Origin of the sequence: Staphylococcus arlettae (genome assembly GCF_002902345.1) — a bacterium.
GTDB lineage: Bacteria > Bacillota > Bacilli > Staphylococcales > Staphylococcaceae > Staphylococcus > Staphylococcus arlettae.
Genome location: NZ_PPQB01000018.1, coordinates 4,532 through 17,659, shown reverse-complemented (window position 1 = coordinate 17,659; position 13,128 = coordinate 4,532). Strand labels below are relative to the sequence as shown.

Below are 13,128 nucleotides of genomic sequence, written 5' to 3'. Positions count from 1 at the left end.
ATTCAATTAAAAGTGGAGGAAATAACTATGCATTATGATAAAAAAATGATTAATCGTATTAATAGAATACAAGGACAACTCAATGGCGTTATTAAAATGATGGAAGAAGAAAAAGATTGTAAAGATGTCATTACTCAAATCAGTGCATCAAAAAGTTCAATCCAACGTTTGATGGGAATTATCATTAGTGAAAATTTAATAGAATGTGTAAAAGCAGCAGAGGATAATGGTGAAAATTCTGAAGAATTGATTAATGAAGCCGTTAACTTATTGGTAAAAAGTAAATAATGGATATTTCAACTGTTATTATGATGTTACTTATTGGGGTGTTCGGGGGCTTTATTTCGGGCCTAGTAGGTATAGGTGGTGCTATCATTATTTATCCAGCCATTTTATTATTACCACCACTATTTGGCGTTCCTGCATACAGTGCATACATCGCATCAGGACTTACTTCCAGTCAAGTCTTTTTCAGTACTTTAAGTGGGTCATTAAAAGCGCGAAAAAAAACAGAATTCTCCCCACCATTAGTTATTTATATGAGTGGAGGTATGATTACAGGGAGCATGTTAGGCGCACTCCTAGCAAATTTATTTAATGCTGCATTTGTAAATACGATATATATTATCATTGCTTTACTCGCATTAATTTTAATGTTTATTAACGTAAAACCGAATTTAAATCAGTCTTCCTTTAACAAACCATTATTAGTTATGGTTGGTCTTTTCGTTGGTATCATTTCAGGTATAGTTGGAGCAGGCGGCGCTTTTATTATTATTCCTATATTGCTAGTTTTATTCAAATTACCAATGAATACGGTAGTTGCTAATAGTATAGTAATTGCTTTTATATCTTCAATTGGCGCCTTTATCATTAAACTTATACAAGGTTACATTCCTTTAGAAGATGCGTTATTTTTAATAATAGGGAGTATTATTTTCGCTCCGTTAGGTTTAAAATTAGGTAAAAAAGTCCCTAGTTTTTTACAAAAGTGGATCATCAGTATTTTAATTATTATTGCAATTATTCAAATTGTTTTATAAATAAGAAAGAGAAGTACAACTAATATTAGTTGTACTTCTCTTTCTTATTTATAAAGTTAAAACATTCTCATATAGCAAGTAAAATAACACTCTCACTGTAAAAGTGAGAGGTTTTGTGTCAAAAACGATCGTTTACTTAACCCTTCGGGTCCAAATTCTTTATATTGTGCAATCCATCTTTCGATTAAACTTTTAGTCGATATTTCATATTTCTTTGCTAATGCTCTATAACCTAATGAACTATTTAAATATTCTTGAACTACCTTTAATTTAAATTCATATTTATAATGTTTACCCATAAAAATACACCCCAAAAGTTAGACTAAAAATCTAACTATTGGGGTGCACATCAATTCTAAGAAGTCTTTTTTATATTATTAATTTGTTTCTATATGCCCTCTTTGTTAATAATGTTAAATATAAATTGAACATTATTAACAAATTTTGAAAAAGGTGTTGGACGCGTTTACATAATGTAGTATCATATATTGTCGAATAAAATAATAAGGAGTCTTATAAATGAATACAATATTTGCACATCGAGGTTTACCTAAAATCACACCAGAGAATACATTAGCTTCTTTTGTAAAATGTGGGGAAATTGATAGTTTAAATTGGATAGAAATAGATATAGCTATTACAGCTGATGAAGAATTAATTATTATACATGATGACTTTTTAGATAGAACAACAAACACGACGGGTGAAGTATCTAAATCATATTATGAAGATATTAAAAATGCTTCAGCTGGACTATGGTTCGGGGAACAATACAATAAAGAAACAGTTCCTACATTCAAACAATTAATCGATATTGTAAACAAATATGATCTTAATGTGAATATTGAATTGAAAGGTGTTACAGGCAATAATAGTGTAAACCAATCGAAAAAGTTAATCCAACTTTTAAAAGAAAATCTTGGTTTATTGAATGACAATATTAAAGTGCTTATATCTAGTTTTAATTTTACGTTATTAAAATTAGCTCAAGAATCATTGCCTGAAGTTGAAAGAGCTGTTTTATTTGAAGAACATGCATTTTATCCAGATTGGCAATCAATCGTCGATTATTTAGGATCTAAAACTATACATATAGAGGATAAAGGATTAACAAAAGAAAAGGTTAATCATATTATTACTCAAGGTTATACTTTAAATGTTTGGACAGTAAACGATAAAGAAAGAGCTAACGAACTGTTTAATTGGGGCGTAAACGGCATATTTACAGATATAGCCAATGAGTTACTACACCTAAGTTCGGAAGAAACGGTGCAGTAATATGAATATGTTAATTGAAAAATTAGGCTTAAAAAATAGAAAAGACCTAGTAGGTTTCTTTTCTGTTTTAACAGCAGGACAACTTATATACTCAGGTTTTGAAGCCTTCAAAGGAACTTTTTACAATTTATTACTTGAAGTTTTGAACATATCTAATTCAGAGTTAGGCGTTATATTTAGTTTAATTGGTATATCTGTATTTTTCTATATACCTGGCGGATGGATAAACAACAGGTTTTCTGTTAAATCTATATTAATTTTTGGTTTGGTCGTTCGCTTTGTTACCATGACTGTCGTAATAATGTTTTCTCCCTCATTTAGTATTTTAAAAATAATTGCCATTATATGGGGAATAGTGGACGCTTTCTTTTGGCCAGCAGTATTAAATGGAGTTACTTTATTTACTAACGAAAATAAACGTGCACTCGGTTTTGGTCTCTTAGAATCGGTGAGACGAGCAGAAGAAATGCTAATGAATTTATTAATCGTTGCTGTTATGGCACTCTTTAGTGGACTTATTATATTTAAAGGAGGTATGTTGATATATAATTTATTAATAATACCTCTTATTTTCTTAATTATTAAGTATGTACCTAAGAATGGTATAGCCGTAGAGGGAGAAATCAATGAAAGTGATACATCAAATAAGTCACTCGAAGCGCTTAAGGGAATCTTTTTTGTTTTCTCAAAACCAAAGGTTTGGCTTGCTTCAATCAGTGCTTTAACTATATATTGGTGTTACATAATTTTAATCTATAGTGTCCCATATTTACAAAACATGTATAATTTATCGACGTCGCAAACAGCATTATTTGGGATTTTTAATACTGGTTTAATGGGCGTTTTAATGGGGCTTGTAGCTGGAGTTGTTTCAGATTTCGTTTTTAAATCCTCATCTAAAATGATTTCTGTTGCTTTATTAATTTCGGCTGTCACATTATCGATTGTTGTATTTTTTAAAGTGGATATGATTTTCAGTTTTGTACTTTTAATCTTATTCTCAGTAACTACCTTTTTATCTAAAAGCGTTATTTTAGCTCCGATAGCAGAACTTAAGATACCTGAGAAATATATGGGGTCTGCAATGAGCATAGGATCTTTTGTTGCTTACGCTCCAATATTTTGGGTTTATACCATGAATGGGTCATTACTTGATTTGTATTCTGATGATAAAATCGTTGCTTACGAATTGATATTTAAAATAGGTATAGGAATAGCTATTTTAGGTAGTTTATCCTCCTTATTATTAGTTATTATTAACAAACGAAAAAGCGGAAATACTATATAAGTGAATTAGGTGTACTTTTTTACTCCACCACTGCAATAAACGAGGTTTCAAAGGTATTAAAAAAGCAGCGATAATTATCGCTGCTTTTTATTTATAACTACGTACTACTGGTTTTTCATAATTAGAAATAAATTCTTCTATAGAATCTAAAGAATTACTAAAAAGTGTTTTTTCTCTATCAGTTATAGTTAAAAAGCCATTTTGAACCATGTCATCATACATATTTTCCATTGGATGATAATAACTGTTTATGTTATAGAATATACAAGGACTATCATTTTTGCCAACACCTGCCCAAGATATCACTTCTGTTATTTCTTCCAAAGTACCTGGGCCCCCAGGAAGAGCTATGCAAGCTTGCCCTAATTCTATGAATTTAGATATTTTTAGATATTTCTTGTTTATATTGTTTATACATATCAGTATTATTTACTTTTTTATCAATCTCTATTAATAATTGTTCAGTATATTCTTTTGATAAGTTAGCCTTATCTTTACAATACTTTTGCCATTCTAGTATAGGATCTATTTCACTCACATACCATTCCTCAATATTGGGTAAGATGAATACAAGATATCCTGCTAGTCCATGAATACCATTAGATTCTTTCGCAATTAGCGTGTGTAATATGAGGTGTTCAAATAAATCGCAGTAAACTAAATTTTCCTTATACACAAAATGTATTTATGCATATGGCATTTGAGACATTACAACCCGGTTTATTAGGCATTGTATTTGCAGCACTCGCAGCTGCTATTATGTCTACTGCTTCTGGAACATTACTCGCATCAGCTACCATTATTGCCAATGATTTATTAAAGCCGTTTTTCTTTAAAAATATCGAGGACAAAATGTTTTTATTATTAACGCGTATAACGACTTTGTGCCTTGCTATTATTGCCATTGTAATTGCAATGTCGATTAAAGAAGTGCTCGTTGCAATCGATATCGCTTATGCTATTTTAACAGGAGCTATTTTTATGCCAATTATGTTAGGAATATTTTTCAAATGGATTACTGGTAGAGCAGCATTTTTGGCAATTCTAGTTAGTATTATTACAGTTTTTTTATCTTTAATTATTGTTGGTCCAAGTTCAACCGGAACAATTATTTATGCGATTATTTTAAACACACTTACTTTACTAGGTATATCGTATTATGATAATAACGTAGCAAAGAAAAAGAATAGTATTGATTCAACGCGTACCGAGTGAAATAAAAGGAGGTTTTTCGATGAAGCCATTAAATCAATATATTTATGATATTGAAGTACCTGGTACCCGTCAATTTGCAAATAAAGTTGATCAATATGAAAATACGATTGATTTAACCTTAGGGCAATCAGGATTTGACCCACCTGAATATATTAAAGAAGCAATGATTGCGGCAATAACAGACAACAAATTACGTTACACACATAACAAAGGTCTGTTGGAGTTAAGAGAAACTATTTCAGAATATACTTTTAACAGGCATCAAACATATTTTAATCCTGAAAATGAAATTGTCGTGACTAATGGGGGCTCTGAAGGTATAGATGACGTATTGAGGACAATATTAAATCCGGGTGATGAAGTGATTTTGCCTTCTCCTACGTATTTAGGTTATGAACCTATTATAAAATTAGCAGGTTGTGATACTAAATTGGTAGATACCACAACTACAAATTTTAAACCTACGGCGAACAATCTTGAACAAGCTATTACTGAAAAGACGAAAGCAGTTATTTTTAATTATCCTACAAATCCAACAGGCACGACGCTGACTTATGATGAAATAGCATCGATTGTCAATGTACTAAAAGGTACAGGCATTTATATTATTACCGATGAAATATACAGTGAAAATGTTTATGAACGGAAACATCGCTCATTTATGGAATTTCCAGCAATTCGCAATCAACTATTTGTAATAAATGGCTTATCTAAATCCCATGCATTAACGGGTGCAAGAATAGGTTATGTACTCTCTACGCCCCATCTAATTGAGCAAGTAACAGCTGTACATTTATATAATTCAATATGTGTTGCTACACCAAGTCAATATGGAGCAATCAGCGCATTGAAACATGGTGATGAAGATATTAAAAAAATGAGTCAAGCGTATGTGGAACGACGTAATTATATATATAGTCGAATTCAAAAGATGGGTTTACCTGTTGAAAAACCAGAAGGTGCTTTTTATATTTTTCCTGATATTAGTCAATATAATCCAAATTCATTTGAATTTTGTACGGAGCTTTTAGAAAGTGAGCAACTAGCCGTAGTACCAGGGAAATCATTTTCACAATTTGGTGAGGGACATATTAGATTGTCATTTGCTTGTACTATGCAAGAAATAGCAGAAGCATGTGATAGACTACAACGATTTTTAGCAAACTATGATAAGCAAGTAAATTAATAAGCAAAAGAATATTGTTTGTAATTTTATGTTGAAACATCATTTAACGTATCGCAAGTAGATAGGCACATTTAATATAGTTATTAGCTTATTTTAAAAGTTTAGATATATTTGAAAATAAATATGAGTGGCAGTTTTATTCGTAAGAATTATCTTGATTAGCCAATTAAAATAATATGTAGAGTAGATAATCTATTGATTAGACCTCTATAACGCAAAGGTCGTTGTTTCTTATTAGTCAATTTGTTTAAATTTTTTGAAAATTATTGAATGCGACTATATGGATTGATATACTTTATAATACATATGAATTACGAATATACTGGAGGAATACGCTATGTCAGAAAAAATTGAATTTGTGCAACGTGAAAATCTTAAAGAAAAACCTGATCCAACTGATTTAAGTTTTGGAAAGTATTTCACTGACTATATGTTGAGCTACGACTATGATTTAGATAAAGGATGGCATAATTTACAAATTGTGCCGTATGGTCCAATTGAAATTTCTCCAGCCGCTCAAGCAATACATTATGGTCAAGCTGTATTTGAAGGTTTGAAGGCATACAAACATAATGGCGAAGTTGTCTTGTTTAGACCTGATGAAAACTTTAAACGTATCAATCACTCTTTAGCAAGATTAGAAATGCCCCAAGTAGATGAAGAGACAGTGTTAGAAGGATTAAAACAACTTGTAGATATTGAACGTGATTGGGTACCAGAAGGTGAAGGACAATCATTATACATAAGACCTTATGTCTTTGCTACAGAAGGTGTTTTAGGAGTACGTCCATCTTACTCTTATAAATTACTTATCATTTTATCGCCGTCTGGTTCTTATTATGGTGGTGAATCATTAAGTCCAACTAAAATTTATGTAGAAGATGAATATGTGCGTGCAGTTCGTGGTGGCGTTGGCCATGCTAAAGTAGCAGGTAACTATGCAGCGAGTTTATTAGCGCAAACGAATGCCTCTAAATTAGGTTATGATCAAGTGTTATGGCTAGATGGTGTGGAACAAAAATATGTAGAAGAAGTTGGCAGTATGAATATCTTCTTCGTCGAAAATGGTAAAGTTATAACACCAGAATTGAATGGCAGTATTTTACCAGGTATTACACGTAAATCGGTAATTGAGCTAGCCAATCAATTAGGTTATGAAGTAGAAGAACGCCGTGTATCCGTTGAGGAATTAATTGAATCTCATAAACAAGGTGAGTTAACTGAAGTGTTTGGTACAGGTACAGCGGCAGTTATTTCACCAGTAGGCCAATTGAAGTATGGTGAACAAGAAATTATTATTAATAATAATGAAACAGGTCCAGTTACGCAAAAACTTTATGACAACTATGTTGGCATTCAAAGTGGTCAATTAGCTGATCCACAAAATTGGAGAGTAGTTGTTCCTAAATATTAAACTTTTTATGTTATAACTAATATTATTAGACGCAAAAATTAACTAAAATTGTAACATAGTACAGTGAAGTAGGGCATGAAAATCTATTGATTTCAGCGCTACTTCTTTTTTAATTAAATTGAGTATCATTTTTTGATATGATGAGAAAGTATAATACTAATAGTTATGCTATAGCATGGCATAATTGATATGAACTTAATAAAATGGATGTAAGTATGGGAGAGTAGGCACTTATGAAATGGATTTTATTTGATAAAGATGGCACATTGATACATTTTGATAGGAGTTGGATGAAGATTGGTCTCCAATTAGTAGATGACTTTATGATACAATATGAATCGGCTATAGGTGATGTGACAGAGGCTTATAAGCGATTAGGTATCGTGAATAATGAAATTCAACAAGGTACAGTTATGGCGTCTGGCTCGTTAGATGAAATCATTAATGCCTTTGATAACCTAGCAGGTCAAGATGTCTCATCATGGGCACAACAACGAAGTCAAACATTAGTTGATCAACGTGTGCCTGAAAATGTGTGGGTAGAAGGTGTCGATCAAACAGTCAAAGCTTTACATCAGCAGGGCTATAAACTAGGTATTGTTACTAGCGATACGAAAAAAGGTGTCGAACAATTTTTAACTGATACAAATATGCATAAATACTTTGATGTGGTTATTTCAACTGAAGCAAATGCAGTAGAGAAACCTAATCCAGAGGTGCTAAAACCATTATTTGATAACTATGATGTCGATTCAATTGATGTTATGATCGTCGGTGATACAGCTAATGATATTAAAACTGGGAAAAATGCACAACTTGGGCTTAGTGTTGCAGTATTAACGGGTGTGGATATTAAAGAAACGTTTACAGAAGCAGATTATATTTTACCTACTGCCAATCAAGTGTTAGATATATTAAATTAATAGTAGAGTTTTCTAAGATATGTCATAATATACGAAACGTATATTATGACTTTTTTATAACAGAGGTGAGAGACGTGATTGATGGGAAGTATGCTGTATATCAAAGCGAAACATATAAAGTTGTTGATATAAGTGGTAGTGAAGTGTTGCTTGTTACAGAAGATGCAGCGAGCGAACTAAAGGGATTTCAAGCAGAAACTACAACACACACATTACATACGCTGTATTATAAACATGTGCAACGTGATAAGTTAGATGAGTTATATGAGTTGTTTCAAGAAGCACGATATCAAGGGGCTATATTTGACTATTATCAAGATAATGAAGGCAATCATTATATAGGTACAAATGATCAAGAAAAAGCGAATACGTTTGGTTTAGTTGCATCACTTGATGATTATTATAGTGCAGTGGTGGCTGAAGAAGACATAGAAAAAATTATTCATCGACATCATTTAGAATAAAAAAAGAGGGGCATGAGTTTACTCATAGCTCCTCTTTTTAGGTTGAATATTTAATGTTGTCGTTGATCTACGTTTCTATAAGTATCAATAACTGTTTTGATTTTATTGATGACACCGTCAAGGGAGTCTGGGTCATCATGTAAGTCATATTCATTGATGTTAACTCTGACTACTGGACAAGCGTTAAATTCGCTAACCCAATTGTCATAGCGTTGGAATAGTTTTTGCCAATATGCAGGATCTGTGTCAATTTCCATTTGACGGCCACGTTGTTTAATACGTTCAATGACATCATTATAATCACATTCTAAATAAATAAGGACATCTGGTTTTGGGAAGTATGGTGTCATAACCATAGCATTAAATAATTCAGAATACGTATGGAAATCTTCAGGAGTCATAGTTCCTTGTTCTTCGTGCATTTTCGCAAAAATATCGACATCTTCATAAATAGAACGATCTTGAATAAAGCCGCCACCATATTCAAACATACGTTTTTGTTCTTTAAAACGTTCGGCTAAGAAATATATTTGTAAATGAAAGCTCCAACGTTCAAAATCGTGATAAAACTTATCTAAATATGGGTTATGTTCTACGTTCTCAAAAGAAGTACGGAAGTTTAAGCGTTCGGCTAATGCTTTAGTTAACGTTGATTTACCTACACCTACTGTACCCGCAATGGTAATCACTGCGTCTTGTGGTATACCGTAATTATTCATGTACATTTCCTCCAATCATGGGTTTCACTAAATTTAATATATAAGCATAATCATCTGCGTGTTGTACAAAATCAAGATGGGTCGTATCAATTTTAATGACATTCGCACCTTCAGCTTTTAACGTATCGTAATATTGATTATAATCTCGTTTCAATGATAATAAATAGTCATCTGAAATTTGATGCTCAAAGCTACGATTGCGTTGTGCAATTCGTGACTTTAACACTTGTAAGTCGGCATCCAGAAAGATAATCATATTAGGCATTTGTAAGTCTTCAGTTAAAATATCATAGATACGGGAGAATTTTTCAAACTCTACAGGTGTAAGTGTGTTATGTGCAAATATTTTATTTTTGTGGATATGATAATCGCTGACAATACCATTTTGAATTTGGGCAATGTCTTGAAATTGTTTATATCGATTACATAAGAAAAACATTTCGGTTTGGAAGCTCCATTTTGAAATGTCTTCATAGAACTCTGATAAAAAAGGATTTTCATCGACAATCTCTTTTTCTTCGTAAAAATTGAACTCACAACTGAGTTTATGTGTTAATGAGGATTTACCGACACCAATCGGTCCCTCTATTGCTATAAATGTGTTTTTCATAATTAACGCTCCAATGTTAAAATAGACAATAAGTATTGTACCATATGTGAGGAGTAAGACCCATGACAAGAGATGAATTTTATATGGAAATTGCGTTGGCAGAAGCACGCAAAGCAAATAATATTGGAGAAGTACCGATTGGTGCAATCATTGTGAAAGATGAAGAAGTTATCGCTAGAGCACATAATTTGAGAGAAACTTTGCAAGACCCAACAGCGCATGCAGAGCATATTGCAATTCAAAAGGCAGCTGAAGTAATAGGTAGTTGGCGCTTAGAAGGTTGTACATTGTATGTTACTTTGGAACCTTGTGTGATGTGTGCAGGGACTATTGTTATGAGTCGTATACCACATGTTGTGTATGGCGCACCAGATCCGAAGGGTGGATGTGGCGGTAGCTTGATGGATTTAATACAAGAAGCACGATTTAATCATCGTGCCAGTGTAACATCTGGTATATTAGAGCAAAGTTGTGCTGAAATGTTAACGTGTTTTTTTAAAAACATTAGAAAACAGAAAAAAATCAGTCGAACAGAGGATAATACAAATAGCTAAAGATTTGTTAAACTATATAATGTGTTACAAATTTGTGGCAAATGAGAATAATTCATAGTGTTTGTGTGATTGAGAAAAGAAGGAAATGAGGTCATTAATAATGATAAATTTAATTGCAACAGATATGGACGGGACGTTATTAAATGCGGCACATGAGATTTCAGAGGAGAATATAAATGCGATTCATTATGCGCAATCACTAGGTATCACAGTAGTTATTGCCACAGGAAGAGCTTTTTATGAAGCGAGTACACCCGTTGCACAAACTGATTTAAAAGTACCATATATATGTTTGAATGGTGCAGAAGTTAGGGATGAATCTTTCAATATTAGTAGTACTTCAAATTTAAACCGTGAGTTAATTGATAGAATTACTGGTGAACTGAACAGTGAAGATATTTATTATCAAATCTATACGAATATTGGTATTTATACGGAAAATCCAGAACGTGATTTAGAAATTTATATCGATATTGCAGAACGTGCAGGTCAACAAGCAGATGTTGAAAAGATTAAAGCTGGTATTCAAAAACGTATTGATAATGGTACGTTAAAAGTGGTGGAAAACTACGATAAAATTAAAGAAACTCCCGGAGAAATCGTCATGAAAATATTAGCATTTGATAGCGATTTGGAGAAGATTGATCGTGTCAGTGCTAAGTTGGCCGAGTCTGGTAGTCTAGCTGTTTCTTCTTCTTCTAGAGGGAATATTGAAATCACACATGCGGATGCTCAAAAAGGAATTGCATTAGCTACAATTGCCGAAAAACTACATATTGATATGGATAATGTTATGGCGATAGGAGATAATCTCAATGATATTTCTATGTTAGAACGTGTTGGTTATCCGGTAGCAATGTCAAATGGTACTGAAGAAGTGAAAGCAGCATCTAAATATATCACTGAAACAAATGAAAACAGTGGTGTGGGCAAAGCCATCATGAAATTGCTTGCAGAATGTAACAAATAATACTATGAGGTGACATAAATGAAAGGTTTAATAATTGTTGGAAGTGCCAAAGTTGGCTCTCATACAACAGCGTTATCAAAATATTTGAAAGGTCATTTTGAAACGCATGATTTTGAAGTAGAAATTTTTGATTTAGCTGATAAACCTATACATCAGTTAGATGTTTCAGGAGCGTTAGCGCCTCTAGAAACTTACAAAGCAAATTTACAAGAGCTACAAACTAAAGCACGCGAAGCGGACTTTTTCGTGCTAGGTACACCAAACTACCACGGTTCGTACTCTGGTATTATAAAAAATGCGTTAGATCATTTAACTATGGATGATTTTAAAATGAAACCAGTTGGCTTAATTGGTAACAGTGGTGGAATTGTCAGTGCAGAACCACTATCTCATTTACGTTTGATCGTCCGTACATTATTAGGTATCGCGATACCAACTCAAATTGCTACACATGACTCTGATTATAAAAAATTAGATGATGGTACATATTATTTAGCAAATGAAGAGTTCCAATTACGTGCGAGATTGTTCGTAGATCAAATTGTTTCATTTGCTCAAAATAGTCCATATGAACATTTAAAATAAACCATTTTTCTTAGCTACTTAAATATGATGTTTGCGTTAGAGACAGTTACATCGGTCTACGTAAGGCGTCGTACTTAAGTAGCTTTTATTGTGGCGTCATAATTACAGTGTTAACAATTTCTTTGAACCGTAAAAGTAAGTTGTTGATTTTAGCTAATTGAATATCATATAAGTGTATGCGGCGTTCATCGTGTAAATCACGTTCTTTCTTGAGTAAACCTAAAGCGATAAGGTTACTGAGTTGTGTTGAAATGGGTGTGTTTTTGTTGTACAGTGCTTGTTTTAATTCAGTTGCTTCGATGCTGTGCTTATTAATTGTCGCAATTTTATCTAATATAACAATTTCAACTAATGTTAAATTTAAATCTTGCTTGATTAATCGTTTTATTAAAGTACGTTTTTCTTCGTAATGAATAATATTCATAATATAAAACCTCCAATGAATAAAGTGACAATGTCAGTGAGTCGGATTTTTAATAAATTCCGGCTATATAAAAAATCAATTAAGCTGAGTTATTTCTGTGTGTGAAATGATAGTGTGTTATCGAACATTGTGTCACTTTAATGTATGTATAATAGGTGGAAAATAAATTTAAAATAAGATGGTTAACAGGTATTAAGTAGTAGCCATATAAGTATTTACTATATGCCCATTATTGTAATATTTTTTTGACTAGATAGAAATAAAGTTTTTTTACTCTTAGTAGCTAAATATTTACTATATAAAATGTTGATAATCTAGATATTGTTAAAATATTAATAAATAATGCTTTTATTTACAAATTAACAAAATGGGGGTGGGATAGAAATCTGAATTTATTAAATGGATTGCGTTGTCTTACTTCGACATGGATGGCTAAAACTGACCAAGTTTCCGGC

General features: G+C 32.3%; 18 protein-coding genes and 1 pseudogene. 12 read left to right on the top strand and 7 right to left on the bottom strand.

Features of this window, described 5'->3' with window-relative positions:
* Positions 1–27: 27 nt before the first annotated feature.
* Positions 28–288: a persulfide-sensing transcriptional repressor CstR gene (gene cstR / locus CD036_RS08335; RefSeq protein WP_019468539.1), complete on the top strand. Its 261-nt coding sequence runs from the start codon at positions 28–30 to the stop codon at positions 286–288.
* Entirely contained in the window at positions 288–1,043 is a 756-nt protein-coding gene (locus CD036_RS08330; protein WP_103388416.1) for a sulfite exporter TauE/SafE family protein, read from the top strand. Before cstR ends, CD036_RS08330 begins: the two co-directional genes overlap by 1 nt.
* Positions 1,044–1,135: 92 nt before the next feature.
* Here the strand turns inward: CD036_RS08330 and CD036_RS08325 are convergent, their stop codons facing one another.
* Positions 1,136–1,342 (bottom strand): helix-turn-helix domain-containing protein, encoded by a 207-nt coding sequence (locus CD036_RS08325; protein WP_103388415.1) that lies wholly within the window; start codon positions 1,340–1,342, stop codon positions 1,136–1,138.
* A 220-nt stretch (positions 1,343–1,562) separates the two neighbouring features.
* Here CD036_RS08325 and CD036_RS08320 point away from each other — a divergent pair, with 220 nt between their 5' ends.
* Positions 1,563–2,321: a glycerophosphodiester phosphodiesterase family protein gene (locus CD036_RS08320; protein WP_103388414.1), complete on the top strand. Its 759-nt coding sequence runs from the start codon at positions 1,563–1,565 to the stop codon at positions 2,319–2,321.
* A gap of 1 nt (position 2,322) precedes the next feature.
* On the top strand, positions 2,323–3,609 hold the full coding sequence (locus CD036_RS08315; RefSeq protein WP_021459097.1) for an MFS transporter: 1,287 nt from the start codon (positions 2,323–2,325) through the stop codon (positions 3,607–3,609).
* Positions 3,610–3,696: 87 nt separating this feature from the next.
* Here the strand turns inward: CD036_RS08315 and CD036_RS08310 are convergent, their stop codons facing one another.
* The 3 genes and pseudogenes from CD036_RS08310 to CD036_RS13420 form a co-directional block, all read right to left on the bottom strand.
* A complete protein-coding gene (locus tag CD036_RS08310; RefSeq protein WP_258027394.1) occupies positions 3,697–3,981 on the bottom strand; it encodes an LOG family protein in 285 nt (94 codons plus the stop codon).
* A 4-nt stretch (positions 3,982–3,985) separates the two neighbouring features.
* Positions 3,986–4,147 (bottom strand): hypothetical protein, encoded by a 162-nt coding sequence (locus CD036_RS13315; protein WP_021459099.1) that lies wholly within the window; start codon positions 4,145–4,147, stop codon positions 3,986–3,988.
* 57 nt (positions 4,148–4,204) lie between these two features.
* Positions 4,205–4,285, bottom strand: a pseudogene (locus CD036_RS13420) (hypothetical protein); the annotation flags it as partial.
* An 11-nt stretch (positions 4,286–4,296) separates the two neighbouring features.
* Here CD036_RS13420 and CD036_RS08300 point away from each other — a divergent pair.
* The 5 genes from CD036_RS08300 (at position 4,297) to CD036_RS08280 (ending at position 8,811) form a co-directional block, all read left to right on the top strand.
* Entirely contained in the window at positions 4,297–4,824 is a 528-nt protein-coding gene (locus CD036_RS08300; RefSeq protein ID WP_227006523.1) for a sodium:solute symporter family transporter, read from the top strand.
* A 19-nt stretch (positions 4,825–4,843) separates the two neighbouring features.
* Positions 4,844–6,010 (top strand): aminotransferase class I/II-fold pyridoxal phosphate-dependent enzyme, encoded by a 1,167-nt coding sequence (locus tag CD036_RS08295; protein WP_021459101.1) that lies wholly within the window; start codon positions 4,844–4,846, stop codon positions 6,008–6,010.
* Between the two features lie 337 nt (positions 6,011–6,347).
* Positions 6,348–7,424, top strand: coding sequence for a branched-chain amino acid aminotransferase (locus tag CD036_RS08290; RefSeq protein ID WP_103388412.1), 1,077 nt, complete (start codon positions 6,348–6,350; stop codon positions 7,422–7,424).
* A gap of 233 nt (positions 7,425–7,657) precedes the next feature.
* Complete coding sequence (locus CD036_RS08285) at positions 7,658–8,347, top strand: HAD family hydrolase (RefSeq protein ID WP_103388411.1); 690 nt, start codon at positions 7,658–7,660, stop codon at positions 8,345–8,347.
* Positions 8,348–8,421: 74 nt separating this feature from the next.
* A complete protein-coding gene (locus tag CD036_RS08280; RefSeq protein WP_002509522.1) occupies positions 8,422–8,811 on the top strand; it encodes a UCP033725 family protein in 390 nt (129 codons plus the stop codon).
* Positions 8,812–8,861: 50 nt separating this feature from the next.
* Here CD036_RS08280 and CD036_RS08275 read toward each other — a convergent pair whose 3' ends face one another.
* Both CD036_RS08275 and CD036_RS08270 read right to left on the bottom strand, forming a co-directional pair.
* The gene (locus tag CD036_RS08275; protein ID WP_002509523.1) at positions 8,862–9,530 is read right to left on the bottom strand and encodes a deoxynucleoside kinase; all 669 of its coding nucleotides are present in this window, start codon (positions 9,528–9,530) and stop codon (positions 8,862–8,864) included.
* On the bottom strand, positions 9,523–10,140 hold the full coding sequence (locus CD036_RS08270; protein ID WP_021459104.1) for a deoxynucleoside kinase: 618 nt from the start codon (positions 10,138–10,140) through the stop codon (positions 9,523–9,525). The genes CD036_RS08275 and CD036_RS08270 overlap by 8 nt, the downstream gene beginning before the upstream one ends.
* 62 nt (positions 10,141–10,202) lie before the next feature.
* Between CD036_RS08270 and tadA the strand changes: the two genes are divergently transcribed.
* The 3 genes from tadA to CD036_RS08255 all read left to right on the top strand — a co-directional run bounded on the left by tadA (position 10,203) and on the right by CD036_RS08255 (position 12,249).
* Positions 10,203–10,694, top strand: a complete 492-nt coding sequence (gene tadA / locus CD036_RS08265; protein ID WP_002509525.1) for a tRNA adenosine(34) deaminase TadA — start codon at positions 10,203–10,205, stop codon at positions 10,692–10,694.
* A 100-nt stretch (positions 10,695–10,794) separates the two neighbouring features.
* A complete protein-coding gene (locus tag CD036_RS08260; protein ID WP_002509526.1) occupies positions 10,795–11,664 on the top strand; it encodes a Cof-type HAD-IIB family hydrolase in 870 nt (289 codons plus the stop codon).
* 18 nt (positions 11,665–11,682) lie between these two features.
* Positions 11,683–12,249: an NADPH-dependent FMN reductase gene (locus CD036_RS08255; RefSeq protein ID WP_002509527.1), complete on the top strand. Its 567-nt coding sequence runs from the start codon at positions 11,683–11,685 to the stop codon at positions 12,247–12,249.
* Positions 12,250–12,334: 85 nt separating this feature from the next.
* Here CD036_RS08255 and CD036_RS08250 read toward each other — a convergent pair whose 3' ends face one another.
* Positions 12,335–12,673 (bottom strand): transcriptional regulator, SarA/Rot family, encoded by a 339-nt coding sequence (locus CD036_RS08250; RefSeq protein WP_002509528.1) that lies wholly within the window; start codon positions 12,671–12,673, stop codon positions 12,335–12,337.
* Positions 12,674–13,128: the final 455 nt, after the last annotated feature.

What these genes read in the sequence shown, in the direction of transcription:
- CD036_RS08250 (WP_002509528.1), bottom strand. Translation starts at nt 12,673, where the DNA reads ATGAATATTATTCATTACGAAGAAAAACGTACTTTAATAAAACGATTA.
- CD036_RS08320 (WP_103388414.1), top strand. Translation starts at nt 1,563, where the DNA reads ATGAATACAATATTTGCACATCGAGGTTTACCTAAAATCACACCAGAG.
- cstR (WP_019468539.1), top strand. Translation starts at nt 28, where the DNA reads ATGCATTATGATAAAAAAATGATTAATCGTATTAATAGAATACAAGGA.
- CD036_RS08315 (WP_021459097.1), top strand. Translation starts at nt 2,323, where the DNA reads ATGAATATGTTAATTGAAAAATTAGGCTTAAAAAATAGAAAAGACCTA.
- CD036_RS08255 (WP_002509527.1), top strand. Translation starts at nt 11,683, where the DNA reads ATGAAAGGTTTAATAATTGTTGGAAGTGCCAAAGTTGGCTCTCATACA.
- CD036_RS08275 (WP_002509523.1), bottom strand. Translation starts at nt 9,530, where the DNA reads ATGAATAATTACGGTATACCACAAGACGCAGTGATTACCATTGCGGGT.
- CD036_RS08325 (WP_103388415.1), bottom strand. Translation starts at nt 1,342, where the DNA reads ATGGGTAAACATTATAAATATGAATTTAAATTAAAGGTAGTTCAAGAA.
- CD036_RS08260 (WP_002509526.1), top strand. Translation starts at nt 10,795, where the DNA reads ATGATAAATTTAATTGCAACAGATATGGACGGGACGTTATTAAATGCG.
- CD036_RS08330 (WP_103388416.1), top strand. Translation starts at nt 288, where the DNA reads ATGGATATTTCAACTGTTATTATGATGTTACTTATTGGGGTGTTCGGG.
- CD036_RS08270 (WP_021459104.1), bottom strand. Translation starts at nt 10,140, where the DNA reads ATGAAAAACACATTTATAGCAATAGAGGGACCGATTGGTGTCGGTAAA.
- CD036_RS08290 (WP_103388412.1), top strand. Translation starts at nt 6,348, where the DNA reads ATGTCAGAAAAAATTGAATTTGTGCAACGTGAAAATCTTAAAGAAAAA.
- CD036_RS08300 (WP_227006523.1), top strand. Translation starts at nt 4,297, where the DNA reads ATGCATATGGCATTTGAGACATTACAACCCGGTTTATTAGGCATTGTA.
- tadA (WP_002509525.1), top strand. Translation starts at nt 10,203, where the DNA reads ATGACAAGAGATGAATTTTATATGGAAATTGCGTTGGCAGAAGCACGC.
- CD036_RS08295 (WP_021459101.1), top strand. Translation starts at nt 4,844, where the DNA reads ATGAAGCCATTAAATCAATATATTTATGATATTGAAGTACCTGGTACC.
- CD036_RS08285 (WP_103388411.1), top strand. Translation starts at nt 7,658, where the DNA reads ATGAAATGGATTTTATTTGATAAAGATGGCACATTGATACATTTTGAT.